We start from the raw sequence: 26,966 nt of genomic DNA on the forward strand, positions 1-26,966 counted from the left end.
TAAAGGGCATCAATGAAATTATAGTCCGGGTAATTGGTATATATTTAAGCAATATTGGTAAACGTAATGACCTGATAACCCGGACCATAATTTTATCGTACAACGAAAGTACTGCAACAAATGGTTACTCCCCGACCGGGATCAATAGGCCAAATCCGTACCCCGGTGGCATCGTAAAAATGAAGTGAAGGAGATTTATGTTGAGCTACCGGGATACGGATATTATTTTCTTAACCAGTCCGATCTGCCCCAGGTGATAGATATCGTGCTGCACAATACCTTCCAGGATGAAATCAAAAGTATCTCCTTCCGGGTGTGTTTTTTCAGAGAGAAAATCATCCGTTTTGCTTTCCAGTAGTTTTAAGATCTCCTCCTGGCTTTGTTGCAATTCCTCCCGCAATCCGTTCCACCCTTTTTGTTTTAATTCCGCTATCGGCAGAAAATTCAGCTTTTCCACCGTGCTGTTTCTATAGTCCGTATCCCCCTGGGCAAACCTGATAAAAACCATACGCCAGTAAATACAATGCCAAATGATCTCGGCTATGCTGTGCACTCCGGGGACTGGCTGCTCAAAAGCCAGGGACGGGCTTACATCCCTTAGTTTTTTATCCAGGCTCTCCGAATGCCAGTTTGCACCGGTAAACAATTCTTTTAACTGCCGCGCATAATCCCTGATCCTGTTGTCAGAAACCGTAAAAGTTTCATAATGGTTTACTTTTTCTTCAAATTCCAGTAATACCCCTTTATCTTCCGGGTAATACCGGGCTTTTTCCATAGCTTCACCGGCAAAGGATTTTACGGCTTCCGCCGACCTCCATTCGGTCACCGTATAAAAATGACATTCGTGCGTTCCTTTCTGCCGCCATACTTTTACAGAATTATTGCCTTCGCATTGCAGGTATTCCGCAGTACCTTTGCCCAGGAGGAATTTCAGATAGCTGTTCGCATCTTCCGGTTGTGTCCGGCCGTGCCATACTCTTGTGATCATGATTATTGCTTTTTGGTTAATGACTTAATTTGTTATTTTTGTTTTACCATTAAAACGAATTTAGAACGTAAAATTAATTTATTTTACCAGTTAAACAAATATAAATGGTAAAAAATAATTCCATAAACAATTTAAACCTGGCCGGAGGAACACTTTGTCTTGATTTTGTAAACACTGTCGACCACCGCAAAAAAGAACCGCTACAGGACTATTTCCTGGAACCGAATGACCTTATAGCCTGGGGGATACGCCTGGAGTTGCTTCCGGTAAATACTTCAACATTGGCCGCTACACCAAAAAGAAAAGATCCGCTAAAAGAAATCATCACTTTTCGTGAATTACTATACCGCATATTTTTAGCATTGAGCAACAATGAAACAGTAAACGCAGACGACATGAAGGCCTTTAACCGTTATCTATCACAATATCTTTCCAATTTAAGGTTAAAGGAAAGCAAGAACGGTTTTGAAAGGGACTGGGACCTGCCCGAAGAAAACATTTCCCGGATCATTGCCCCCGTTCTGCTGGATGCTCATGACCTGATGCTGTCCGGCAGGCTACACCGGATAAAGGAATGTCCGAATTGCGGCTGGCTCTTCCTGGACACCACCAAAAACGGCAGGCGGCGCTGGTGCAGCATGAAGAGTTGCGGCAGCAATGTCAAGGCCCTGGAGTGGTATCACAGGCGGAAGAAAGGAGGAGACGTTGAGGAGTCTCGGAGTTGAGAAGTCTTGGAGTCTTGGAGTTTTTTGCCACGGATACACGAATATTTTTTGTTTGCCCTTACAGGACGTCACAGAGACTTCGCATAACTCATCAACTCCGGAACTCCGAACTCTTCAACTCAATCCTCCGGTTTGTAGCTGCGCAGTTTCCCACGGATACACGAATGTTTTTTGGGTTTATTAGTTGGGGCACTTTTTGGTTCTTAGTTGTTTAGTCTGGTAGTTGGTAGTAGAATAGTAATGGTCTGTTTTTGGCTGTTTATAAGCTATAACACCTGCATAATTTAACGTGAATAATGGATAAGTTGTCCAGGACAAAAGCATTGTAAAAGTTTAAGTCCTTTTTTTAGTTTTAAAAACTCCTCCCTTCTCCCGATTGTCCCGATATCCATCGGGATCGGGAGAAGGGAGGTGGCGCGACTTTAGTCGTGACGGAGGGTTTGAAATCCCAAACCATTGGATAAACATAAGTGTTTGGGTATACCTCCCAGGGCTTGGCCAGGTCAAACTCCCCGTCTCCTAAAGTAAGGGAGCTTTTTTCTTATCCATTATTCACATTAACTTAATAAACCGACAAGAGTTCAGAATAAGCTAAGAGTATCACTTTGAGAATCAACCTTTGGATTACCGAATAAATGATAATAACATTTTCAACTTAGATCGAACTCATATTAACTCCCCAACTCCAAGACTCCAAGACTTCTCAACTCCAAGACTCCCCCGCCCCCGCTTCTCTCACCCCCACAAGCAAGACTTCCTGCTCCTTGCCCTTTAGCCTGATGGCCCCCAGGTTCCGGATGACAAAGCCGTTTCCGGAGTCGAGTTCCGATAACAGTTCGGAAGTAACGATGACTTCCTCCCTGAACTTTGCACACAGGCCCAGGATACGCGATGTGGTGTTCAGTACATCCCCGGAATAGGTAATATCCCGTTTGATGACACCGATCTCCCCGGCCACTACCCTGCCGCAATGTATTCCCGCCTTAAAAGAAGGTACCACGCCGTAACGTTGTATATATCTATCCTTTTTTTGTGCTATGTATTTTTTCATTTCCGAAAAACAGCGGAGGCATTGCAGGTTTTCTTTTCCGTCTTCGAACTTCCAGACCACAACCACCTCATCGCCTACATATTGATAGATATTGCCGTGGTTTTCGAGGATCGGATCGGTGATATCCGCAAAAAAATCCCGGAGCAATGCATGATAGGCTTCGTCGCCCAGGCGTTCCGCTATGGTCGTCGAAGAGTTCAGGTCGAGGAACATGAATATCCGTTCCTCTGTTTTCGGTGTATTGTACTTTCCCTTGATGATATTCCAGAACGTATCCGGGCCGTATTTGCTGTTCATCTGTAAAAGCAGTTGGGTCATCACCACGATAAACGACCACACCATGCCGTTCTTTACCGGGTAGCTGTCCGTAACAAAGTTGTAGAATGCTTCTTTGGATGCGGGATCATACAAAGGCCTCCCGGTCTGGAAAGGGACTATGATCGCTGCCATGATCAATGTAATAAGGGCTATGATACAAACAAAAGTAACGCTTACGATCAGTATGGTATATCCGTACGGTTTATCCCGGTATCTGACATTGATATAAAACACCAGCAAACTCCCCCCGATCAATGCCCCTATAAGCCCGCCCCCTACGTTCCGCATCACGGAAATGGCAAACGAATAGTCGGCTGTGGGGCCGAGGGAGGTTTTGGTATGCAGGATCAGGTGGTCGTAGACCGCAATGATAAACCCAATGACCATCCAGGCAATAATAATGGCCAGCAGTTGCTTTAATTTAAGTTGTAGTCCTCTTTTCACAAGTCCGGTATTCAAAAACTTATTTCATGTCCGGTGTATGGCCCGTACTAATTTAGTCATTTTTAACGTTTTCGGGGAAAAAGAATACCAAATGCCGTTTGAGGATAGCAACTATGATGAAATAAAAAAGACCGAGGACCGAAGAAAAGGCGGTTTTAAAATACGGGACTTCGGTCTTCGGACTATGGTATGCCGGGCATGGAAGAAGTTGGGAAACGGGCAGTATCCCGGCATAAGAAAGGTTAGGTTTTTGTTTATATATTTAGAGATTACAAATCCTAAATAAATTACTCACTTAGAGCCTCTATTATTAACTGCGAATAAACATAACCGACCTCTTCATAAAAAGAGGATTGAAATTGTAATGTGGCTGCATTGTTATTTCCGGCACTTATCAAATTTCCGATCTGTTTTTCTCCTCTTACATTCCTCTTTATTCCAAAAGAAGGGAACCCGGGAAAAATCTCACCTTCTTCAACATAAGCGTCCGAAAGTAATTCCCCGGTCTCAGCATCATATATTTTAGCCACTGTTTGTTGTATATCCAAACCGGTCTCTCTACTGACGGTTTCCAATTCCGGGATATTTATAAAGGGAGAAAAATCATCCGGGGGAATGTTTTCAATGACATATATAGGATTATCTGTCATTGTTTCATCTTCGGGTCTTGAGCCACCCTCATAAGGGTACACCCCGTATACTTCCAATTTGAGCGTTTTGCCGCCTAAAAAACCTTCATCCTTAATGAAATTTATAAATCGTACTTTTTTATAACCCTCCGGGGCGGGTTCTCTTTCTTTTTCTGTTAAAGGTTTCATAGGAATTATAATATCCCCGGTATAAAAGGCCGTAATGATTATATCTTCACCAAAAACAGTAGTTCGGGTACTGTCTACTAATACCTCACCTGTTTCCCGTTTTCTTAATTCGATATTCAATACTGTTCCTTCTGGATAATATTCCGTACCATTAACCAAAGAATCCCCGTTAATATAAAAACCGAGCTCACTTTCTGCATCTCCGATAATGGTAAAGTCGTGCGAATTAACTGATACATAAGTCCCTTCCTCCGCCAGGTCGCCTTCGGTATCACAACCGGAAAAAATACTAATTAAAGTAATACCCAGTAATATTCCGGGGTTTACATTCTTTACTCGTTCTATTATATATTTTATTTCCATAGATTTTATTGATTTTTATTTCCCCAATTAAAGCTGTTCTTAACTTTCAACCTTAATATTTAAAGAAGTACGGCTGTTACACCGTACTTCTTTCCTATTATTTTTAAGATAAGTTAATTAATACGGGTTGCTGTTAGGCTGATAAGAGGCCCAGTTGTCATCCCATCGACCACTACCACTGGCTCCGAATGCACCTTTATAATCTACCGGGGTAAAAAACCCGGAAAGACCTGTAAAACTGGTTCCGAAAGCAGGCAGCGGACTTGCCAGACCGTAATCCGGACTGGTAATGCTGTAAGGCGCTGTTAAATTCATAAAGTTAGAATCAGTAGAACTGATCGTGTTGTTACTGTAATTGGCTTTGCTTGTAGCCGACGAAGGCAGTACCACACCTCCTGCGGAAGCATAGGAATGTACCAGGTTATGCATAAACTCGGATGCATTATCCAGTTTGTTTACAACAGCAGTACCGTCAAACAGTACTCCCCTGTCGTCATAACCGGCAATTATAGAGTTACGGAATACAAAAGAAGTATTTCTTCTCCATCGGTTACCGTTCAAAGTAGGTGTTGCTGCAGATCCTGTACCCATCCCCAGAATTGTAACATTGGACAATACCGGACGGGTAACCGGGGTATCGCCACTGCCGTTACCGTCGTTATCACATTCTATACCGTTGGGATCACTGGAAAAATCAACCCCGGGAACTTTTTGGGCCACGGCAAATTGTATATGCCCCCTGTACCCGAAATCAAAGTCAAAATCATCGTCGGCATTTCCAAAGGCGATCAGGTTTTTGGCATTCACGGTTCCCCCGAAAAATTCAAAGCCATCGTCTTTACCAAAAGACACCTGGATGTTTTCCAGGGTAGTCCCGTTACCAACACCACCTAGGGTAAGACCGTTGATCTCATTTCCGGCACCAAGATCACGTCCGGCATATTCGATACGTACATAACGCAGGATACCTCCGTCATGACCGGAATTATTCCCTCCGTAGCTGATACTAATCTCACTCGGAATATCTTCAGCCAGGATTCCTTCTATTTCCTCATTATTTGACTTATTTGTAGGTGCATCTCCTAACAGTATAATACCTCCCCAATCTCCGGCAGAACGGTTCCCTGCAGACTGATCTGAAGTAAATACAATTGAAGTATTGGGAGCTCCACCGTCAGCCACCAGTCGGCCTCCCCTTTCTACCAAAAGATAGGAAGCACTTCCGCTGGTAGGTTGGGTTCTCCATTTTACCAGGGTATTGGCTTCTACGGTAAGCGTAGCACCGTCGGCAACAAATGTAGGGCCGTCTATAAACCATACCCTATCATCAGTCAGTGTCATATCGGAACTAATTACACCGGAAACGGTACCGGTAGCTGCAGGCCAGCTTCTGTTGTCTACACCCACGGAAAGCATTGCGAATTCCGCGTTAAGGGTCGGATCGTTTTCTTCGATCGGGTCTTCTTTGGAACAGCTTGTCAGTAACACAGCTACAGACATAGCAAGTAAGCTAAATTTGGTTTTCATCAGATTTAATTTTTAAGGTTGTTATTTATAAATCACTTAAAATAATAGGCGCTTTTAAAAGGTGTATTTAAAACTTACCATAAAACTCCGCAGACGGTCAAACCGTCGGCGTATAAGGTCATATTCGGGATCATACTCCTTTCCGCTGGGATCATTTAAGGGGACCCGAAGGTTTCCTATTCCCTGTTGCGAAACATATTCTACCCTTTCCTGTTTGGTTTCCGGGTCAATATTGTTGTAATAACGGATCACGGGATCGTTAAAAATATCGGCAAGATTTAGCTTGAACTCCGCGCGGTTGTCCTGTAAAAAGGCATAACGGAACTGGAGGTCCAGCACATCCCGCGGTTTTTCGTATTCGTGGTAAAAAGGGGTCCCGCCGGGCAGTACGATACGGGGCCCCACCCGGTTATAACTGGCCGTAAAGCCAAAATGCGCTCCCGTATATTGCAATCCCCCGTTTACAATATAGGGAGCCTGCCCGTATAACGGCCTGCTTTCTTCTACCACGGCCAGTTCGTATATGGAATTGCCTTCCTCATCCGTTTCTCCCGTATCTACAGGCACATCTTCCCGGTCGTAATAAATATCAGACCATATAAAAGAAGCATTGCCAAACAGATAAAGGTTTTCACCAAATGAAGAGTTCAGAAAAGCAAACGATTTCCGGAAATCGATCTCCACTCCATAATTGGTGGCCCGTTTCAGGTTATAATAACTTGCCCGTAAAGGAGTAGCTTCTCCTTGATTGGCACTTAACTGAAGTTCAATAGGCTTGTCAAAATCCTTATAAAAACCCGAAACGGAAAAGGATTCTTCGGGAGTGGGATAAAATTCCCATCGTAATTCCAGGTTATCTACCGTTGTTTGCTCTAAAAGTATTGGATTTCCTTCATCATCGGTATTCCGGTAGCCGGAAACAATTACAGTTCGCAAATTGTAGTCATAATAAGTGTATTTTCCGAGTTCCGTAAATTCCGGCCTGGCCAGGGAACGGAAATAAGAGGCCCGGACATTCATTTCCGGAGTTATTTCATAAATAAGATTGGCTGAAGGTAAAAGGTCTGTTTCGTACATTGTATAAGATTCCGGTTCTTCACTTATGGTAACCTCACCGGTATCCTCATTTAAATCAACATCCCTTATCCCCGTATCTGTTCTCATATCATTATATTCCACCCTGAGCCCCCCGGAAAAATGTAATCTATTAATTAGATAAGCGTCCAGTGAAAAATATCCCGCATGCAAATTCTGAGAACCTTGATAACCATTTCCCAAACCATTTACTCCACCCACTCCTACAGATTGGGGATAATAATGAAATAATTCGTCATCAAAAGTTTCCTGATTAAGTACTTCATATACGGGAAGGCCGACAAAGTCAAAAACATTGGTATTTCCATGAGGTCTGATTACATATCTGGATTGGTCAAAATCAATGTCCCGGATACTTCCGGAATAACCAGCTAATATCTTGTTCTTACTATTGGTAGCTGAAAGTGGAATTTCCAGATTTAATCCGGCCGTATAGCGCTTTTCTTCATATTTACTATAATAGTCTTTCGGGCTTTCAATTTGCCGGGCAGTTACATAATAATAAGGAGGATATGGGTTGCGGAATTCCTGAAATATCAATTCCCTGTCTGAAGAACTAAAACTGGCTGCACGGCTTCTTCCTTCATATTGTATATTATTGGGCTGGTCTCTTGTATAACTGGCAATTCCCAGGTTCCAGTCTAATTTGGTATTTCGCATCCCCAGGTTATGCTCTCCTTTTAATATACTTTGTCCAAAACTATTAACAATCCGTTCTTCCGTCACTCCCGTAACGGCAGGTCCTTCATGTAAATCGATTCCGTTATACAGCGTGTTTTCTGTTTCCAGCTTCTGATAAAAAGTATTTTTCAGGCTTATTTTATGAACACCAAAGGCGTAAGTGGCGTTAAGGACTCCTCCCAGACGGGTAAGGAAATTATAACGATCCCCGCCTGAAATAAGCCTGCTCCCAGGTTCCTCTTCAAAATATCCTTGTTTGGTTTGTTCGTTACGATACGTAAGTGCTCCGGTCATACCCAAGCGATCATCGCCTGCCAAATCAATGATCTTTCCCAGGGTTATCGAATAATCCTGGGTAGGTTGTTGTGTATAACGGCTTATTCGAAAGCGGTCATTCCCGGGCATTTGTTTGGAAAGCGGCAATAATTCATCTTCGTTTATTCCTGCTAAGGCAGATTTTCTCAACTCATTAGCCAACACAGGTAACTTACTGTCAGAACTCGATAGCCCCAGGTAATCGTTCTTATAACGCGGCAGGGAATAAAAATCGTCAAAGGTATTTTCATTACCGCCTGTCCCTATTTTTACCGTTAAAAAATCTTTATTGGGGATCTCTACGGTATTTACATTCACATAGCCCCCGGTAAACTCCCCGGGCAGATCGGGGCTTGCCGTTTTATGGACAATAACGCTTTCTATAAGGTTACTGGGAATGATATCAAATGCATAGTTCCTGCGGTTGGCCTCCGTACTGGGCATCAGGGCATTGTTCATGGCCACATTGTTATACCGCTCCGAAACCCCGCGTACCACCACGTATTTATTGTCCTGTACATGCAGCCCGGTAACACGGGTAAGCACCTGGGCTACATTATTGTCCGGGGTACGGGCTATTTGTTCGGCAGTGATCCCGTCTATGGCGGTAACCTCATTTTTCCGGATGGTATTTAAAGCCGCTATATTATTAGCCCTGCGATTGTACCCGGCTGTAACTACCACTTCTTCGAGTGTCTCGCTGGAAGGTTCCAGCACAACATCCAGTGTAGTTGTCTTCCCGGCTTTAATTACCACGTCGGTAATACGTTGGGTGGTAAAAGATATATAGCTTATCCTTACCGTATAGGTTCCGGGTGCTAATTGCATATCGTAATCCCCGTCAAACCCGGCAGATGTTCCCAGTGCCCCGTTCCTGCCTTCTATGATTACATTGGCACCGGGAAGCGGTACGTTCTGGTCGTCATAAACATGCCCGTTCAGTCTTCCCCGTTTTTGTTGCTGTGGCGGTACCAGGCGGACGGAAACATTGTTGTTTTCTATACTGTATTCTATAGGGACCTGCCTGTCTATATCGCGGAGTATATCCCTGATGGCCCTGTCCCTGATGGCTATTTTATTTTTTAAAGTGGCCTTTTCTAATTGCGATTCGTCAAATAAAAAATTGTAATCGGTTTCTGCTATCAGTCTTTCCATGAACACCCTCAGGTTCTGTCCGGATTCCTGGCCGGGGGGGGCGGCCCCGGCAGGGGTGACCCGGGCATTTAACAGGCTGACACAGCAAAAAAATAAAAAGCAGACTTTTCCTAAATACCTGTTTGAAATTAAACAGTATTCCGTAATTTTGGTTTTCATGTATTATCCGTATGTAAATAGATTAATTAATAATTGTTGATGTTCCGATCGAGCTTATTATTAGTTATGTTTGCATACTTTTCAAAAAGCGTTGTTCGCCGCAACGCTTTTTTATTTTTTTATTGCTGTTTCTTTTTAACCAGCAGTTTCCCTTCGCCCTGTTCCAGTTTCATGTGATGGATAAACAATATCTTTTGCATGGCATCCACGGGCGATGTGTTATGAAAAACCCCGGACACATGTTTTTTCCTGTCTGTTGCAGACAGATCGTTCATGTCAACCGGTATCCGGTACACTCTGGATATCCTGGTCAGGGCCTCTTCTATAGTGGTGTTGTAAAACACCAGCTTGTTTCCTTTATACAGGTCTTCTTTGCTGTTGCGTATGGAATCTATACTGGTATTGTTGTTGACCTTGTCAAAATTCAGTAATTCACCCGGGCGCATCCTGGCAATTTCGCGTTCCTCATCCTCGTCCTTCAGGGTAACTTTTACGGAACCTTCGGTAAGGATGATCTGAATGTGCTCTTCAAACGCATAGGCCTTGATATTGAACATCGTTCCCAGTACGCGTGTGGTAATATTATCGGTAAGTACCTTAAAAGGTTTCAGGGAATCTTCGGCGACGTCAAAATAGGCCTCTCCCTGCAATTTTATATAGCGTTCCTCTTCCCCGAACCTGTCGGAATAGGATATGGACGACCCGGGCTTAAGCCATATTTTTGTGCCGTCTTCCAACTGGACCTCCCTCGTCTTGTGTTTTACGTTATTGATAACGGTCCAGTGTGCTGCCCTGTCCTCTTGCAGGAGATAAACCGAAGTTCCCGCAGCAATGAACAAAATAACGGAAGCGGCTATCATTAACGGCTTTTTCATCCCGGAAAGGGAAAAACGTTTTGGCTTATCCGTTTTATCCTTATCTGTATTTACGGTAGCAAAAACAGCTTCACGGATGGCAAGGCTATCTTTTTCGGAAATGGTCGCCGCAGCCCGGTTCCATTCGTTGCGCAGCAAGTGGTCTGCTTCTTCGGGATTTTCCCGGAGAAACCCCTCCACCCTTGCCGTCTCTTCGTCAGAGCACTTTCCTTCCCAGTATTTTTTTAGCAGTTCTAAATCCATCGTTCTTCTTAATTCACCTGTAGAACGATTTAAGGGGTGCTTTAAAAATGAAATTAATGTTATGAAGAAATCAAGTTAGGGTTAAGGAGGGGGATTGGTTACTTGGTTACTGAGTTGATGAGTTCGGAGTTTCGGAGTCTCGGAGTTTTGGAGTTTGTGTAATCGTGGCAGAATCTCCGAAACCCCGAACGATCAGCTAAAAAATAGCAGAAGAAGCCGTTACCGGGGTCAATACTTCAATGACCGGGGATTTTTCAAGGCCGCTTTCGTCCCGTTGTTGCTGAAAAGACAGGAATGAAGGTACATTCAGCAATGTATCCTGTATGGCTTTATCCTTATAATGTGAAAGATGCGTAAAGGTCTTTTTGTCTTCGCTTACATATACATTATACCGAAATGTCCCGGTGTCCTGCTTTTTGAAATCCGACATAAATACCCGGATGTTTTCCATGTTCTTTTCAGCAAATGCTGCCTTAACGGTATACGTTACTTTTACTACGATCATTGTTTTTAATTTTCAGGTTTATATACATATTTATTTTACCCGGTTTTGAAAAATACAGTCAACTACAGGGCAATCCCTAAGGCATTCAAAATAAAACTTAGACAGACTCATAAATTCATTCCCCATGTAAATATGGGAGAATGGGTCACATTTAGTGAGTTAAACAAAGGTAAGACACTATTACCATTGACGGACCGTTGTAATATGAAAAATTTGGCCGAGCCGGATTTAACACACAACCGGGGCTTTTTAACATTCTTACGGTTGGTCTGACTGTTCCTGCGGTGGGAATGTATATTCTTGCGATGGGAGTTTATATTCTTGCGATAGGAATCTCTGTTCTTACGGTTGAATTGATTATTATGGTGTTTAAACCTGTAATGCCGGGGTTTTTAGTTCTTTTTCGTGCAGTTGATGTAAAGCTACTGCAATATGCGGAAAACATATGGGCTACACCACTATATACTGAAAGGTATGGCAACTTTGATGTATCATAAAAATTGCCCGCCAAACCGCTGTATTTTTCAGTAGATAGTGGTTTGGCTTTGCGGTTATGCAGTTCTGTTTAAAAATTTTTTTAATTCCTGAAATTTTTAAGCTCCCGTCTCAGGAAGAGTTTGGCCATTTCTATGTTGGTTCTTATCGTGGTGATGGAAAGCTGCAGGGTATCGGCAATTTCTACGGGACTCAATTCTTCGAACTGATATAGTGTATAGATGTGTTGTATACGCTTTGGCAGTTTTTCAATGGCCTGGTGTACTGCCGTAAAAGTTTCCCCGGAAGCGGGGCCTTCATTACCTGTATCTGCAATAGTATGGTTAAGGTATTCGTTTTCTTCGATAGAGGTCAGTACTGCATTGAGCCTGTTTTGTTTTCGCATTTCATCCAGAAAAGTATTTTTTACCGTTACGTAAACCAGTGCCTGCGGATTGGGGTGTTTTTTAAATTTGTCAATGTGCTTCCATATTTTTATAAAGGAAGTCTGGGAGATCTCACGGGCAACGTTTTCATCCTTGCTCAAAGCCTTTAAAAAATTAAATGCTTTTGCGTGGGTTTCGTCAAACAGTTTTCTGAAAAAAATTTCGTCTTTGGCTGCCATTTCCTGAAAAAAAATTGCAGTCCTAATTTAGAAATATACCATGTCCCTGTCGTTCTTTTATTGTTAACGGAATGTTACTATTTGGACTTTCCGGAGCTGTATGAAACTTCTTATTAAACTATAAATGAAACAGGTAAAGCAACAGCATCCCTGCCGAAACAGGAAACAGGGAATCCTCTGAAAGACGTTCTTATAATGATACCTCCTGTTTAAAATTCACACATTATTAACATTATTTTCATTTTCCCCTGCAGCCCGTTCAAAGAGGGAATCATAATACGTGATCGTTCTGATTTTCCGGGGTAAAAACTATGGGATTATCGGGGCAATACATTAACGGGGACCGGGTTAAAAAAATCACGGCTTACCCTGACAGAGCATAAACCCCGAAACCCGTACCGGTAATCGCCTATACGGAATACCTGCAATGTATTCCCCCTTACACCGGGATCAACTCTCAAACCTCGGGTCGCTGATATAATCTTCTTTCTTCATTTTCACCACTTCTATACTGAAAAACCCGAATTCATTGGCCACTTTTCCATACAGCCGATATATGCCCTTTCCGCGGAACCTGTTTCTCCGGGCCACCGGGGGAAAGACCACTACGTCAAACACTTCCCCGTAATGGTCGATAAAGGTGCCGAAAAACATCTCTTCCCCCTTATGGGTTTGCGTCTTTTTCACCGCAACCAGGTAGCCGTAAATATCAATATACTTCCCTTCGCAATATTTCAGGTCCTGGGCGCCCTTGTTGCTTTTGGACCGTTCCTGTAGCAGTTCAAAAGGACTGCTCAGACAAAACCCGAGAAGTTCCAGCTGGTCAAAAGCCGCCTCCAGTTCAGTCGTCTGTAACACAGGAACATCAAACTCTTTCTGTTGCATCCTGAACATCCGGTATTGCGACTCTTCTCCCGGAACGACGCCCTGTCGCAGGTGGGCCTGCCAGAGGAGTTCGTACTTATCCGTCCCCGTAAAGCGGAAAGCGCCGATGCGTATCAGTATGGCAAGCTGCTCTATGCTTATGGCCACCCGGTCTATAAAATCTTCGAGGGAAGCGAAAGAGCCGTTTTTGTCCCTTTCCTGTACTACCCGGTAACACACCCGCTCTTCGAGCTCTTTCAGATACCCGAAGCCGAGATAGATATCATTTCCGGATATCCTGTTTTCCATACGGCTGCGGTTAATACAGGGCACATGGACCGTTGCTCCCAGCATCCGGGCTTCGTGTATGTAAATTTCGGGGCGGTAAAACCCACCGCCGTTATTCAGTACGGCTACCATAAATTCCAGCGGATAATAGGCCCTCAGGAACAAACTCTGGTAACTTTCTATGGCATAGGAAGCGGAATGTCCCTTGGCAAAGGCATACCCGGCAAAACTTTCGATCTGCTTCCACACCTCAAGGGTCACCTCGTCATCATATCCTTTTTGGCGACAGTTCGCAACAAATTTCTCCTCTACTGTCCGGAACTCTGACCTTGAGCGGAACTTGCCGCTCATACCCCTCCGCAGCACATCGGCTTCGGCCAGGGTAAGCCCGGCAAAGTGGTGGGTCACTTTTATCACATCTTCCTGGTAGACCATTACCCCGTAGGTCTCCGGCATGATCTTTAACAATACGGGATGGGCCTGTTGTACCCGTTCGGGGTCCTGGTGCCGGAGGATATATTCCCGCATCATCCCGCTTTTGGCCACACCGGGGCGGATAATGGAGCTGGCGGCCACCAGCCCCAGGTAATTGTCTACCTGCAACTTCTGTAACAACATCCGCATGGCAGGCGATTCTACATAAAAGCACCCCATACACTGCGCACTTTCCAGCATGCTGTGGATCTTCGGGTCCTTTTTAAAACGGTTGACATCATGTATATCCAAAGGAGGTTCTTCCGGGCGGTTATACCTGATGATCTCCAGGGTTTCCTTGATCTTGGCCAGTCCGCGCTGGCCCAGGATATCGAATTTGTACAACCCTACATCCTCTGCAATGTGCATATCGAACTGAACCGTGGCATATCCCTTGGGGGGCAAAAAGGTAGCGGAAAATGTGTTTAAGGGGACTTCACTGATAAGGATACCACTGGCGTGCACACTGATATGACTGGGCATTCCCTGGAGGAGTTTCCCGTATTTCAATACGAGTTGTGAAGGTTGATCCAATTTATAGGGATCGTAATTCCCGGCACTCAGGCGATCAATGTCTTCCTTGGGCAGTCCGAACACTTTTCCCAGCGCTCTCACCACGCCTTTATAATTAAAGGTGACATAAGTGCCTAACAGGGCAACATTGGGAAAGCGTTCAAAAATATAGCGGGTGACATCATCCCTGTCCCGCCAGGAAAAATCGAGATCGAAGTCGGGAGGTGTACTCCGGAACAGGTTGATGAAGCGTTCAAAATACAAATCCAGCTCCAGGGGGTCCACATCGGTAATGCCCAGCAGGTAAGCCACTATACTGTTGGCCCCGCTACCCCTGCCCACATGGAAATAGCCTTTTTGTTTGGCATAATCCACAATGTCATAATTGATCAGAAAGTAAGAAATAAAGTCTTTCTGTTTAATGAGTTCCAGTTCCCGGTGCAAACGTTCCAAGGCCATCTTCTGATCGTCAGGATAGCGATAGCGGATGTTTTTCATACAGAGTTCCAGGAGGTATTCTTCGTCCCGGGCCTTGTCCCCGGTATAGGTCTGCTGGTTACTGCTCTGTTTGGCAGCGGAAAAGTCGAAGGTGATATGGCATTCCTTCATTAACCGGGCCGTGTTTTCCAGGATAAAATGATATTCGCCGAAAGCCCTGTACAGGTTTTCCGGGGGATACATTTTCTCATCTTCCGAAGCGACCTCTCCGGGCGACAGTTTACTCAGCAGCGTATTGTTGTCTATGGCCCGCAGCAGCTTGTGAGCATTAAAATCACTTTTGTTCCGGAAAGTCACGGGTTGTAAAACCACCAGTTTGTCTTTTAAATGACGGCAGGCCGACAAAGGGAGTTTCCGAAGGTCATTGACAGAAACCCCGATATATTCATTGTCCCGGAAGTCCTGAAATTGATGTGCTTCCGTTTTTTCCAGGGGATAAATAATAATCGTATGCGGAATGGACGGGGCACGCCGGGGAAAGGCCTTATCCTCACGCAGATGCCCGGATAAAAAGGTATTGAGCCCGGTATACCCTTCATTATTTTTGGCAATACCTACGAATTGCTGATCGGTTCCGTTCCTGAAATCCACACCGACAACGGGTTTCATGCCCATCTGCTCCGCCTTGCGAATAAAGTTAAGGCAGGCAGAAGTATTGTTGATGTCGGTCAGTGCCGGTTGGGTAACGTGGTTTTCACGGGCCAGTTCCAGGAGTTCCACTTCGGAAAACGTACCGAAGCGCAGGCTGTAATAGGTGTGACAATTTAAATACATTACTGTTTTCTATGTGCTAAAATGGTTGGAGGTTGTCCGTTGAAAGGATTGGTCATTCTTCCTATGGTCTTTACGCCCAGGGCCGAAGCCCGGGTAATGCTGCGGTCGCCATACCGCAGGCGGATCTTGTCCATGGCCTGATAGAGGCGTATGGTCTCTTCGGTATCTTCAAAAAGGTTGATCTGGTAGTTACCGTGCACCAGGTGGCTGAACTTGACCCCGATAAGGCGTACAAGGAGCCTCCGGTTATACAGTTGACGGAACAGTTCCAGCACCTTGGGGATAAGGATATGGTCAGCGCTGGTATAGGGTATTTTCAACTGCCTGGAATGGGTCTGGAAATCGGAATACCTGATCTTTACACTGATACAGGCCGTAAGTTTCTCTCCTTTTCGCAGCTGAAAAGCCAGGTTTTCCGTCATGGCAGACAGCAATGACCGCAACCGGTTTACGTCAATGGTGTCCCGGTCAAAGGTTCGCTCCGTAGAGATGGATTTTCGTTCGGAAAAAGGAATTACCGGGGTCATGTCTATACCGTTTGCCCGTTCCCGGATGGTCAGTCCGTTACGGCCCAGCACGCGGTACAGCATTTCCACCGGTATTTCCTGTAGGGTCCTGACCTGTTTTATCCCGAGGTTGCGCAGGGTCAGGTAGGTCTTGTCACCTATCATGGGAAGTTTCCTTATTGACAATGGGGCTAAAAAAGGCTTCTCCCGTCCGAGCGCTATCCAGATCTGGTTATTGGGCTTTGCTTCGTTCGTGGCTACCTTGGAGACCACTTTGTTCACGGAAAGCCCGAAGGATATCGGCAACCCGGTTTCCCGGATGATCTTCTGCCGGAGCTCGGAAGCATAGCGATAAGTTCCGAAAAAACGGTCCATCCCCGAAAGGTCGGCATAGAACTCGTCTATACTGGACTTTTCAAACACGGGTACGCTTTCCCGGATAAGTTCGGTGACACCCTCGGAATACCTGGTGTATGTCGCAGCGTCTCCTTTGATCACTGTAGCCTCTTTACACAATTCCCTGGCCATTTTCATCGGCATACCACTGTGTATGCCAAAAGCACGGGTCTCGTAACTGCATGCGGCCACTACACCGCGGTCGCTGAGTCCCCCTACCAGCAAAGGACGTCCTTTTAAACGACTGTCCAACAACCGCTCTACGGAAACAAAGAATGTGTCCAGGTCCAAATGAAGGATGGTCCGGTTCATACATCAGGAATTTTTCCAAAAATATGGAATTTTTCCATATAAAAGGAAATAATCCAATGTTTTTTAGGATATTTTCCATATTAACACCTATATTTGTCTTATGTCCAAAAGTTTAAATACCGAAATACGGCGCTTCAAAGCACTCCGCCGGGACCTGAACCTGACGCAACAGGCTTTTGCAGAACGCCTGGGGATCAAAAATTCCACGGCCGATATCGAAAGGGGGAAAACCCGGATATCCGGGGAAGTGGTGGCTGCACTGCTCGAACAGTTCGGGATCAATCCGTTGTGGCTGTTCGGGAAAAGTGAACAGAAATACCTGCGCCCTGCGGAACAAAGCATACTTCCCAAAGTAGTTACTTTAAATTCATCAGAAAACGAAAATATCGTACTGGTAAATGTCAAAGCCTCCGCCGGGTATGCACATAACCTGCAGGACCCCGAATGGTACGAATCCCTCCCCGCTTTTGACCTGCCCCTCCCGGAATACCGCAATGCTTCTTACCGGGGATTTCAGGTAGAGGGGAACAGCATGCACCCCGTGTTGCATTCCGGGGAATGGGTTATTGCACGTGCAGCAGAAAAGCTATCGGACATTAAAGAGAACCAGATCTATGTGGTAGTACTCCCGGATACGGTGGTCGTGAAAAAAGTCGTTGTTTCCGGGGAAAAACTACAGCTTGTCTCTATCAACCGGGAATATCCTGCAATTGAAGTAAATGCCGGAGACATACAGGAAATATGGCAGGTGGTCAGCAAGATCTCCGGCCAACTGGAAATGGCTTCGCAAAACCTGGAAACCTGGGCCGAAGAGATCAAATCGGAACTGAAAGAAATACGGGAACGGTTGTGAATCGGTTGCTGGTATTCGGTGATCAGTATTCGGTGTTCGGTATGGGATTATATTGGTGGTAATTTGGAAATACTCCTGCATTCAATAAAACAGGCGATTGAATAAGAAAATATGAAAAAAGATTTTTTTCAAACGATTTATAATAGTCCTTATATCGAGAAAACAGATTACGAAGAAATCGCTAAGGCACATAGCCGAATGGATGTACAGCAAGGAAGTTTACTTTTAGAAGAAGGTAAAATTGCCAGGGAGTATTATATTATTGAAAAAGGTTTGTTCAGGTCATTTGTTTATGATTATAACGGTAACGAAGTAACGACTGAATTTTATGGCCCGGAAGAATTATTAATAGAGTCTTTTTCCTTATTTCACAGAAGCCCTTCGATGGAAAATTTTCAGGCGTTATCAAACGGAACGGTTTGGAAAATTGAATATCAATTATTTCAGCAATTGCTTGGCAAAATAGAAGGATTACGGGAATGGGGAAGAACCTGGGCCACCAGTCATTTATTTATCATGAAAAAACGCTCTATCAGAATGCTGACAATGAATGCTACCGACAGGTATTTAAATCTGTTAAATGAAAGGCCGCAGATTATCCGACAAGTTCCATTAAAGTACATAGCATCTTATTTAGGTATTACCGATACCTCATTGAGCAGAATACGAAAAGAAATCGTAAGCACATAGTATTTCTTGCCATATGGAAAGAGTATCCTGATTTTCCGACATTAATTTTGCTGTATTGGTCATTTTAAAAACAGTAACTTTAATGAAATCGGATATGAAGCAAAGCAAAAAAACAACACAACCCGACAACACGGCATTGCGGACAGCTTTATGGAGAGCTTTACACGTTTTGACAGACGACAAACCCTATATCATTGAAGACAAAATAGGTTACGACCTGATCAGGCCCGAAGACAACTGGCAGGAACGTCCCGATATGAAATATACCAGCCGGCTTCGTGCCTCTGTTGTTGCCCGTGCCCGTTTTGTTGAAGACCTGGCAAAAGAACAAATCGAAAAAGGAGTAAAACAATATATTTTGCTGGGGGCCGGACTTGACAGTTTTGCGCAACGAAATACAGAGATCAGTTCGCACCTTGATCTTTATGAAATTGACCAGCCGGGCACATTGGCCTGGAAAGAAGAAAAACTTATTGAAAACGGTTACAAAATTCCAGACAATCTTCATTTCGTTCCTGTTGACTTTGAAACTTCATCCTGGTGGAATGAATTATTAAACAAAAACTTTGACATCAACCAAAAAGCCTTTGTTTCCTGTATCGGGGTCACACTATACCTTACCAAAGAAGCCATTACAGACACACTTAAGAAAATGACTTTACTTGCCCCGGGTTCGGTTATTGCAATTGCATTTTATTTACCATTGGACCAGCTCGACGAAGAAGACCGACCGATGCAGGAAATCGCAAATAAAGGAGCTGAGGCATCGGGAACTCCTTTTGTTAGTTTTTTACCGGTCAGCGAAGTAAAAAAGCTGGCAGAAGAAATCGGGTTGAGAGGCATACAGACCATATCGACAAAGGATATGACAGAAATGTATTTTAAAGACAGAAAGGATAACCTTTTACCGGCAAGCGGAGAATATTTTCTGGTTGCGAGCATATAAAAACATATCGGCAAACGAAAGGTAAAGCGCTTCTAATTCCGCACTACACTTGTACTTCATCACCATCCTTATATCATCATACCGAATACCGATCACCGAATACCCTTTTTAAATCCCCGTATTTTCTTAATAAATATTTCCGTTATCCTTACTTTTGTACCCAGCAATCCGGAATATGAATCGCCAGCTCCAGAAATTCTTAGAAAGTACCGATTTTATCAGGGCCGTTAAAGTGGCCATAGCTGCTGCTACACCGGTTGTCCTGTTTTCTTATCTCAACCTCTTTAGTATCGGTTTTACCATAGCCCTGGGGGCGCTTTTTACATTTATCAGTGATATTCCCGGAAACCTGCGGCACAGGATCAACGGTATGCTGGCTTCCAACCTTATCGCTACGGGAAGTACCGTGCTCATAAGTCTTGCCACAATAAATAACTGGATATTCTACCCTGTGCTTATTCTGCTGGTATTCTTCCTGTCCATGATAGCTGTCTACGGGCAGCGGGCCACCCTGGTTTCCTTTTCCGGCCTGCTCGCCATGTCCCTCTCCTTTAGTCACAGCTATACCGGGCCGGAACTTTTTGAACATGCCGGAATGATGATCGGCGGGGGGATATTCTACCTGTGCATTTCCATGTTATTTTATTACATCAGGCCCTACCGGTATGCAGAACTCCAGATGGCCGAATGTACCCTGCTCACCTCCAGATACCTGAAACTCCGGGGCAGACTGTGGGACGGTAATGCGAACAGGGACAAGATCACCGAGAAACTGCTTACCCTCCAGATCGAACTCAACGATATCCATGAAAAACTCCGGGAAACCCTGATACGCAACCGGACCAAGGGCGGGTCTTCCAACCAGAACAGAAGATTGCTTATTGCCCATATAGAACTGGTGGAAATCCTGGAACTGGCCATGGCCACTTCTTTTGATCACGAAAAACTGCACCGTACCTTCAGTAAATATCCGTATGTGCTGAATGCTTACCAGCACCTGGCCTATAACCTGGCTGCTCTGCTGAACCGGTTAGGGCAAAGCGTGGAGAAAAGAAAAAAATACACTTCTGAACACCATCCGTACAAGGACCTGGAATCCTTTAAAAAAGCCATCGCCCGCTACGAAGAAGAAACCAACGCTTCAGGCGCCCCGACTACGGAGGAAGTCCTCGTGCTGACCAATATGTTCAACTACGTGGAAAAACAGGCCGAAAAAATAAAGGTGGTGGAATATACCTTTACCCATGCCGTAAATCAGAAAGACCTGAAACGCAAGGACAAAGACCTGGAAAAGCTCCTTACACCGCTTCATTATTCACCTATTATCCTGACACAAAACCTCAGTTTTTCATCCACAATATTCCGTCATTCCCTGCGGCTTACCCTCACCGTACTCGTCGGCTTTCTGATAGGCAGTGTATTGCCCATACAAAACACTTACTGGATACTGCTTACCATAGTGGTGATCATGCGTCCGGGATACGGGCTCACCAAACAGCGTTCCTTTCACCGTACCATCGGAACCCTGGCCGGAGGCGTTATTGCCTTCGGTGTCATTTCCGTAGTACACAACAGTACCGTACTGGGTATTTTTGCCATGACCTGCATGGTACTCGGCTTTTCCTTTACCCAGCGGAACTATCCCATTGCAGCCACTTTTATCACCCTGTATGTGATCTTTGTTTACGGTATGCTTGCCCCTGATATCCGGGATGTGATCCTTTTCCGCATTACAGATACGCTCATCGGTACGGCCCTTGCCTTTACGGCCAATCATTTTCTGTGGCCTTCCTGGGAATTCCTGAACCTGCCCACTTTCCTGGAAAATTCGATCAAAGCCACCCGGGATTATATCCGGGAGATCTCCACATTCTATAACCGAAAAGGGGAAGTCCCCCTCTCCTATCGCCTGGCACGAAAACACGCCTTCATTGAAATAGGCAACCTCATGGCTTCCTTTCAACGTATGACACAGGAACCCAAATCAAGACGAAAACAGCTGGGGCAATTTTACGCCATTGTAGTACTCAACCATACGTTGTTGTCTTCCGCCGCCTCCCTGGGCACCTTTATTCAATCGCGGAAAACAACAAAGGCTTCCGATGCATTTAACGCTATAAGCCGTGCCATTATCAAAAACCTGGACAATGCCATGCAGCTTCTCAGTGAAGAGCAACAGAAAATTCCCGTAAATACGGAAGCGAGGGAAGAACTGAACCTCCGTTTTACCGAACTGAAAAAAATACGCGAAAAGGAAATACGGAACTCCAACGGTGCATATGACGACAACTTCAAATCGAAAATGGAAGAAGGCCAACTGATCATCGAACATCTGATAGGGCTCACCAATCTTTCCGAAAATATTGCAAAGGCCATTCGGGACATTCAAAACAACCGATAAACGAACCCTTCGCACAACAATAAAACGTTTTTATTTCCGCACATCATTCAAAAGGCATTCCAAAACCGAGTATTTCCTTAAATTTATAGCTAAACAAAAAAATATTATATGCATCAGACCACTACCCTAACCTTGCCGTTTCTCTTTTGTCTTCTCTTTTCATTTTTTACGTCTGCACAGGAACACCGGAAACAATCGGTTACCGATAGCCTCAGGAATGAACTTCAAAAAGCTACCTCCGACAGCTCCAGGGCGGTGCTCAGCATGCGCATTGCCAACAGGCTCCCGGCGGGTGACAGCATTCAGGCCAAAGATTATTTTCGCAAAGCATTAGCACTTACCGATAAGGAAAAGCAGCCTGTACTGACATCCAGGATCTATGCCAACACGGGCAGGCTCTATTACAATCTGTACCGGTTTGAAGAGGCCCAAAAGTACATGGATTCTGCCCAAAATGCCCTGGCAAGGGATACCTCCCTGTCCGCACGAAAGATGCGGGCCCATATTCAGCTAAATGTCGCAGCCCTTTACGGGGTGAACGGGGACATCCGGGAGCAACAGGAGCAATACATCCAGCTCATTCCCGTATTTACCGAACTGAAAGATACGGCCAACCTGGCCCTCACCTACAGGAACCTCGGGGTTATATTCTCCAACAAAACCCAGTACCAAAAAGCCCTGGAATACTACAAAAAAGCACTTGACACTTATGATGAATCGGATAAAAACCGGTACTATTCCGGCACGAGACACCTGGATATTGCCATGTGCCTGAATGATATGGACAGCCTGCAGCAGATGGATGACTACCTGAAGGAAGCCGAGAACATCCTGGAATCGAGCGGGGATACCGTAGACCAGATGTCGCAACTGTATTACCTCAAAGGAGAACTGGCCTTTAAGAAAGAAGACTACAATACTGCTGAAAAAATGTACCGGACCAGCCTGGACATTGCCAACGGTTTTAAAAATTTTCATTACATGTCCAACGCCCTTATCGGCCTGGCCGATGTGTATAAAACACAGAAAAAATACAATAAAGCCCTGGCTGCCGCCGAAAGAAACTATCGCCTGGGGGCCGATATTCAGGATTTTCACTTTCAGTTACTGGGCCTGGAAATGCTCGGTGACCTGGAGTTTGAACTCAATCATTATCCGGAATCGTACCACTACCTCAAGGAATACATCAGGGTTTCGGACAGCCTTAACGAGGTGGAACTCACTAAAAACATGCACCGGCTGGACAAACAATACGAAACCGCCCGGAAAGAAAAACAAATTGCCCGACTGGAATTTGAAAAGGAAACCGCAGAACTCAAACTGGTGAGAAACCGGCTCGGCATATGGCTGCTCCTCATTACAATAGCCGCTCTTATGCTGATCACCGTTCTGTATTACCTGTACTACAGAAAAGGGAAAAGGCTTATTACACAGCAAAAAAAAGTACATCAATTGGAGCTGGATACCATGGGACAGGAACACAAAATATCCCTGCTGTCCGCTACCATAAACGGGGAAGAACACGAACGGAGCAGAATAGCCAAAGACCTTCACGACGGCCTGGGCGGATTGCTTTCGGGAATAAAACTGTCTCTGTCCAATTCCCTGACCGAAATACGGGAAACACCGGCAAAGAAAGCAGTTTCCGAGGCTGTAAGGCACATCGACGAAGCGGTGGACGAACTGCGTTCCATAGCCCGGAGCCTTATGCCACAGGTATTGCATATACAGGGACTGGGAGAGGCGGTAAAGCAATTTTGCAGCAGGATATCCCAGCCGGGAATTTCAGTGACCTGCCAGGTGATAAATGTAGACAGGGACATTCCGGAGGAAAAACAGATCACGGTTTACAGAATAGTCCAGGAGCTCGTAAACAATGCCGTAAAACACGCCGAAGCATCTCACATCCTGGTACAGTTGCAACAACGAAAAGACAAACTGTTCCTTACCGTGGAAGACAACGGAAAAGGGTTTGATCCCGACAAGTCCGTAAACTCCAGGGGATTGGGGCTTTCCAATATAAAAGCCCGGGCAGAGTTGCTGGAAGGTGATATGGATATCGATTCCACACCGGGGATGGGTACCTCGGTAAGTCTGCAATGTCAGGTGAGGTAAAATATCAGCTTACAGGTATTTTGTTTATTTTCTGATACAGGGAATTCCGGAAAATATTAAACATCAGGGGAAGGCATAGCAGTGATGAAAGTGCCGTTAATACATAACCCGCTATACCGAACACCAGCGATATTTTATAGACCGTAGCGGAGACTTCTTCCCTGGACCTCAGGTAGGCGATGCCCAGAAACAGGGTAAGGAACAGGGCACAAATAAAAAAGGCCATACTCAACCACGCTTTATCCTGTGAAGATGCAATAAAGAAAACCAGCAGGGCGTAAACGACATAGAGTACAATACCCAGCCCCCATTGCGGTTCGGAATAGAGCCCGTGTTTCTTCAGCAATCCCAGGAAAAAAGTACACTGGTCTTCATCCAGTTTGTTCAGGCGTACAAAACCCTTGTTTCCGGCCTGACGAAAAAACCATTTCCCGTTGATCTCCAGTTGCAGGGAATTGACCTTTTCGTTATAAGTCTCCTGTTTTCTATTCCCTTTTTTCCATACGGCGGTAATATCCCATCCTTCAGCACGGAGGTCTTCTGTTAAAACCTGTAATGTGGCACCGTCAAACCGGTATACTTTAAACTGATCGTACATCGTTTTTATATTTCGGCCAAAGATAAACACCTGCCGCCAACCTGCAAATCCCCGAAAACAGTTATTTATCCGGTAAAACAAACATCGTATATTTACCGGCAGAACTTATTTCTGTTTTCTCATGAAAGGGACTTCGCTGGAAAAAAATAAAAAAGCCAGGCTCCTGGCCAATCTTTCATTACTGTGTAGCGGGATATCCATCGCGGGCCTTCTCTTTTTCTTTTCTGAACAATCCTATACCATGGCTATCGTACTGGGAAGCGTGGGGATCATCCTTTCCATAGGAAGCACAATAACCCTGTCCACATCCCGCGGAATAATAGCAGGGCTTATTGCCTTTTTTCTTGTTACCGGGCTTGGTATTCTACTCTATGCCCTGAGCAACATGTGTGTAATATGCTGATACAGAACAACTCTGTAAAAATCCCTGATTTCCGGGATTTCCGGGTGGGGATAACCACTGTATATTTGCTGTCACAATACCGGTCGTACGGATAAAGAGGGGATAAATAATTTTATCCGTACAATGGTAAATCAGTAAGTTTGGGGTGATGAAATAGCCATAAATAAGTAAACTGAATAATTAGAGAGAATTCAGGTTGCTTCATGGCTATTTCTCTTTTTATTCTTTCCCGTGAAGTTATTCTCCGGATGGTTTTTTAGGATCAGGATCAAAGATCGTTGGGGTTTTAATTTATTGCAAGTTTCCGGTTTCCTGCCTTCCTTCATTTACGAAAACCAAACCACGCTGTACTGAAAGATACAGCGATTTTGACAGCCAATGAGTTGCACTTTAATTACTGGTTTTCAGGTTATTCATTGACCAGACCATCCATCACGCATGAACTCAATGGCTTAACCTGTGTCTGCACCCCAGCAATACCACTTTTATACCGGACCCGTTTTTTAAACAGCAGCCAATTCCCTGATAAGTTCTTCAAGGGAGACCGATTGTTGTACTCCGGTCTGCATGTTCTTCAGCGTGTATCGCCCTTTCTCCATTTCATCCTCCCCTACCAATACGGTAAACGGGATATTCCGTTTATCGGCATACTGCATCTGTTTTTTCATCTTGGCCTTGTCGGGATAGAGCTCTACTTTTATCCCGGTTTCCCGTAGTGTTTTTATGGCTTTCACGCTATAATAAGCCTCTGCTTCGCCAAAATTAATGAACAGCGCCTTTGAGGAAGACGTTACGGTCTCGGGGAAAAGCCCGAGTTCTTCCAAAACGAGGTAAATACGATCCAGGCCGAAAGAAATGCCCACACCGCTTATCCCCTTGAGGCCGAATATCCCGGTAAGATCATCATAACGTCCCCCGCCTCCTATGGAGCCCATGGCCACACCGGGAGCAGCTACTTCAAAAATGGCCCCGGTGTAATAGTTAAGTCCGCGTGCCAGGGTTACGTCCAGGTCGAGAACGGCAGATTGCAATCCGGTCGCTTCTATGGTATTACAGATAAAGCGTAATTCTTCCACCCCTTTTGTACCTTCCTCCGATGTACCGAGAAGTTCGGAAAGCCGGTTCAGTTTTTCACCCGCCGTTCCTTCAAACCGGAACAAGGGCTGTACTTTGGCTATGGCATTTTCGGAAATTCCCTTTTCGAGCATCTCCTTTTTCACTCCCTCTTCACCTATCTTATCCAGTTTGTCGAGCGCCACGGTAAAATCGATCAGTTTATCACCGGCTCCTATCACCTCCGCAATGCCGGAAAGCACTTTCCGGTTATTTAACTTTATGGTCACCCCGTTCAGTCCGAGAGCGGCAAAAACCGTGTCGTACAACTGTACAAATTCCACTTCCTGCCAGAGTGACTGTGAGCCCACCACATCGGCATCGCACTGGTAGAACTCGCGAAAACGCCCTTTCTGGGGCCTGTCGGCCCGCCATACCGGTTGTATCTGATAGCGTTTAAAAGGGAAGTCTATCTCGTTTTGATGTTGCACAACATACCGGGCAAAGGGAACGGTAAGATCGTACCGGAGTGCTTTTTCAGATATTTTCCCGGTAAGTTTCGCACTGTCCTTACTGTTGTACAATGTGTCATCCACCTTGCGCAGAAAATCTCCGGAGTTGAGTATTTTAAAAATAAGCCGGTCGCCTTCTTCACCGTATTTCCCCAACAGGGTCGAGGAATTCTCAAAACTGGGGGTTTCAATGGGCTGGAAACCGAACAATTCAAAATGTTTTCGTATGATTGCAATGATATAATTTCTCTTGGCCACTTCCGCGGGAGAAAAATCGCGGGTTCCTTTGGGTATACCTGGTTTTTGCGCCATCGGGGAATTGTAATTTCTGTTTTCTTTATTGGTTTCGAAAAGCGTTAATACTATGCTTTTTAGTGCATGTAGTGCTTTGGTCTTGTTTATCCTGATA

At 44.9% G+C, this 26,966-nt stretch carries 19 protein-coding genes; 7 read left to right on the plus strand and 12 right to left on the minus strand.

Annotated features, from left to right (window positions below; all coding sequences use genetic code 11):
* Nucleotides 1-205 precede the first annotated feature (205 nt).
* Nucleotides 206-988, minus strand: coding sequence for a DinB family protein (locus tag LS482_RS00205; RefSeq protein ID WP_233029722.1), 783 nt, complete (start codon nucleotides 986-988; stop codon nucleotides 206-208).
* 104 nt (nucleotides 989-1,092) lie between these two features.
* On the opposite strand from LS482_RS00205, the gene LS482_RS00210 reads away from it, so the two are divergent.
* The gene (locus LS482_RS00210; RefSeq protein WP_233029723.1) at nucleotides 1,093-1,713 is read left to right on the plus strand and encodes a CGNR zinc finger domain-containing protein; all 621 of its coding nucleotides are present in this window, start codon (nucleotides 1,093-1,095) and stop codon (nucleotides 1,711-1,713) included.
* Nucleotides 1,714-2,416: 703 nt separating this feature from the next.
* Here LS482_RS00210 and LS482_RS00215 read toward each other — a convergent pair.
* The 9 genes from LS482_RS00215 to LS482_RS00255 form a co-directional block, all read right to left on the minus strand.
* A complete protein-coding gene (locus LS482_RS00215) occupies nucleotides 2,417-3,526 on the minus strand; it encodes an adenylate/guanylate cyclase domain-containing protein (RefSeq protein WP_233029724.1) in 1,110 nt (369 codons plus the stop codon).
* A gap of 287 nt (nucleotides 3,527-3,813) precedes the next feature.
* On the minus strand, nucleotides 3,814-4,503 hold the full coding sequence (locus tag LS482_RS00220) for a hypothetical protein (protein WP_233029725.1): 690 nt from the start codon (nucleotides 4,501-4,503) through the stop codon (nucleotides 3,814-3,816).
* Nucleotides 4,504-4,824: 321 nt separating this feature from the next.
* A complete protein-coding gene (locus LS482_RS00225; RefSeq protein ID WP_233029726.1) occupies nucleotides 4,825-6,234 on the minus strand; it encodes a beta-helix domain-containing protein in 1,410 nt (469 codons plus the stop codon).
* A gap of 54 nt (nucleotides 6,235-6,288) precedes the next feature.
* Nucleotides 6,289-9,480, minus strand: coding sequence for a TonB-dependent receptor (locus tag LS482_RS00230; RefSeq protein ID WP_233029727.1), 3,192 nt, complete (start codon nucleotides 9,478-9,480; stop codon nucleotides 6,289-6,291).
* A gap of 278 nt (nucleotides 9,481-9,758) precedes the next feature.
* Nucleotides 9,759-10,757, minus strand: coding sequence for a FecR family protein (locus LS482_RS00235; RefSeq protein WP_233029728.1), 999 nt, complete (start codon nucleotides 10,755-10,757; stop codon nucleotides 9,759-9,761).
* 196 nt (nucleotides 10,758-10,953) lie between these two features.
* Nucleotides 10,954-11,262, minus strand: a complete 309-nt coding sequence (locus tag LS482_RS00240) for a hypothetical protein (protein WP_233029729.1) — start codon at nucleotides 11,260-11,262, stop codon at nucleotides 10,954-10,956.
* Nucleotides 11,263-11,839: 577 nt separating this feature from the next.
* On the minus strand, nucleotides 11,840-12,361 hold the full coding sequence (locus tag LS482_RS00245; protein ID WP_233029730.1) for an RNA polymerase sigma factor: 522 nt from the start codon (nucleotides 12,359-12,361) through the stop codon (nucleotides 11,840-11,842).
* Between the two features lie 450 nt (nucleotides 12,362-12,811).
* Nucleotides 12,812-15,772 carry a DNA polymerase III subunit alpha gene (locus tag LS482_RS00250; RefSeq protein WP_233029731.1) on the minus strand — a complete coding sequence of 987 codons (2,961 nt, stop codon included), beginning with the start codon at nucleotides 15,770-15,772 and terminating at the stop codon, nucleotides 12,812-12,814.
* Complete coding sequence (locus LS482_RS00255) at nucleotides 15,772-16,986, minus strand: DNA polymerase Y family protein (RefSeq protein WP_233029732.1); 1,215 nt, start codon at nucleotides 16,984-16,986, stop codon at nucleotides 15,772-15,774. The genes LS482_RS00250 and LS482_RS00255 overlap by 1 nt, the downstream gene beginning before the upstream one ends.
* Nucleotides 16,987-17,086: 100 nt before the next feature.
* Between LS482_RS00255 and LS482_RS00260 the strand changes: the two genes are divergently transcribed.
* From LS482_RS00260 to LS482_RS00280, 5 genes are all read left to right on the plus strand, one after another.
* The gene (locus LS482_RS00260; RefSeq protein WP_233029733.1) at nucleotides 17,087-17,839 is read left to right on the plus strand and encodes an XRE family transcriptional regulator; all 753 of its coding nucleotides are present in this window, start codon (nucleotides 17,087-17,089) and stop codon (nucleotides 17,837-17,839) included.
* 111 nt (nucleotides 17,840-17,950) lie between these two features.
* On the plus strand, nucleotides 17,951-18,529 hold the full coding sequence (locus tag LS482_RS00265; RefSeq protein ID WP_233029734.1) for a Crp/Fnr family transcriptional regulator: 579 nt from the start codon (nucleotides 17,951-17,953) through the stop codon (nucleotides 18,527-18,529).
* Nucleotides 18,530-18,611: 82 nt separating this feature from the next.
* Nucleotides 18,612-19,475, plus strand: coding sequence for a class I SAM-dependent methyltransferase (locus tag LS482_RS00270; protein WP_233029735.1), 864 nt, complete (start codon nucleotides 18,612-18,614; stop codon nucleotides 19,473-19,475).
* Nucleotides 19,476-19,650: 175 nt separating this feature from the next.
* The gene (locus LS482_RS00275; RefSeq protein WP_233029736.1) at nucleotides 19,651-21,876 is read left to right on the plus strand and encodes an FUSC family protein; all 2,226 of its coding nucleotides are present in this window, start codon (nucleotides 19,651-19,653) and stop codon (nucleotides 21,874-21,876) included.
* A gap of 108 nt (nucleotides 21,877-21,984) precedes the next feature.
* A complete protein-coding gene (locus LS482_RS00280; RefSeq protein WP_233029737.1) occupies nucleotides 21,985-23,991 on the plus strand; it encodes an ATP-binding protein in 2,007 nt (668 codons plus the stop codon).
* 4 nt (nucleotides 23,992-23,995) lie between these two features.
* Here LS482_RS00280 and LS482_RS00285 read toward each other — a convergent pair whose 3' ends face one another.
* Nucleotides 23,996-24,589: a hypothetical protein gene (locus LS482_RS00285; RefSeq protein WP_233029738.1), complete on the minus strand. Its 594-nt coding sequence runs from the start codon at nucleotides 24,587-24,589 to the stop codon at nucleotides 23,996-23,998.
* A gap of 121 nt (nucleotides 24,590-24,710) precedes the next feature.
* On the opposite strand from LS482_RS00285, the gene LS482_RS00290 reads away from it, so the two are divergent.
* Nucleotides 24,711-24,992 carry a hypothetical protein gene (locus tag LS482_RS00290; RefSeq protein WP_233029739.1) on the plus strand — a complete coding sequence of 94 codons (282 nt, stop codon included), beginning with the start codon at nucleotides 24,711-24,713 and terminating at the stop codon, nucleotides 24,990-24,992.
* Between the two features lie 503 nt (nucleotides 24,993-25,495).
* On the opposite strand, the gene hisS is transcribed toward LS482_RS00290, so the two are convergent.
* Complete coding sequence (gene hisS / locus LS482_RS00295; RefSeq protein WP_233029740.1) at nucleotides 25,496-26,869, minus strand: histidine--tRNA ligase; 1,374 nt, start codon at nucleotides 26,867-26,869, stop codon at nucleotides 25,496-25,498.
* Between the last annotated feature and the right edge of the window lie 97 nt (nucleotides 26,870-26,966).

The organism is Sinomicrobium kalidii, assembly GCF_021183825.1.
GTDB classification, from domain to species: domain Bacteria; phylum Bacteroidota; class Bacteroidia; order Flavobacteriales; family Flavobacteriaceae; genus Sinomicrobium; species Sinomicrobium kalidii.

Coding starts and splice junctions, on each gene's coding strand:
- LS482_RS00205 (WP_233029722.1), bottom strand. CDS start 988: ATGATCACAAGAGTATGGCACGGCCGGACACAACCGGAAGATGCGAAC.
- LS482_RS00210 (WP_233029723.1), top strand. CDS start 1,093: ATGGTAAAAAATAATTCCATAAACAATTTAAACCTGGCCGGAGGAACA.
- LS482_RS00225 (WP_233029726.1), bottom strand. CDS start 6,234: ATGAAAACCAAATTTAGCTTACTTGCTATGTCTGTAGCTGTGTTACTG.
- LS482_RS00230 (WP_233029727.1), bottom strand. CDS start 9,480: ATGGAAAGACTGATAGCAGAAACCGATTACAATTTTTTATTTGACGAA.
- LS482_RS00235 (WP_233029728.1), bottom strand. CDS start 10,757: ATGGATTTAGAACTGCTAAAAAAATACTGGGAAGGAAAGTGCTCTGAC.
- LS482_RS00240 (WP_233029729.1), bottom strand. CDS start 11,262: ATGATCGTAGTAAAAGTAACGTATACCGTTAAGGCAGCATTTGCTGAA.
- LS482_RS00245 (WP_233029730.1), bottom strand. CDS start 12,361: ATGGCAGCCAAAGACGAAATTTTTTTCAGAAAACTGTTTGACGAAACC.
- LS482_RS00250 (WP_233029731.1), bottom strand. CDS start 15,772: ATGTATTTAAATTGTCACACCTATTACAGCCTGCGCTTCGGTACGTTT.
- LS482_RS00255 (WP_233029732.1), bottom strand. CDS start 16,986: ATGAACCGGACCATCCTTCATTTGGACCTGGACACATTCTTTGTTTCC.
- LS482_RS00260 (WP_233029733.1), top strand. CDS start 17,087: ATGTCCAAAAGTTTAAATACCGAAATACGGCGCTTCAAAGCACTCCGC.
- LS482_RS00265 (WP_233029734.1), top strand. CDS start 17,951: ATGAAAAAAGATTTTTTTCAAACGATTTATAATAGTCCTTATATCGAG.
- LS482_RS00270 (WP_233029735.1), top strand. CDS start 18,612: ATGAAATCGGATATGAAGCAAAGCAAAAAAACAACACAACCCGACAAC.
- LS482_RS00275 (WP_233029736.1), top strand. CDS start 19,651: ATGAATCGCCAGCTCCAGAAATTCTTAGAAAGTACCGATTTTATCAGG.
- LS482_RS00280 (WP_233029737.1), top strand. CDS start 21,985: ATGCATCAGACCACTACCCTAACCTTGCCGTTTCTCTTTTGTCTTCTC.
- LS482_RS00285 (WP_233029738.1), bottom strand. CDS start 24,589: ATGTACGATCAGTTTAAAGTATACCGGTTTGACGGTGCCACATTACAG.
- LS482_RS00290 (WP_233029739.1), top strand. CDS start 24,711: ATGAAAGGGACTTCGCTGGAAAAAAATAAAAAAGCCAGGCTCCTGGCC.
- hisS (WP_233029740.1), bottom strand. CDS start 26,869: ATGGCGCAAAAACCAGGTATACCCAAAGGAACCCGCGATTTTTCTCCC.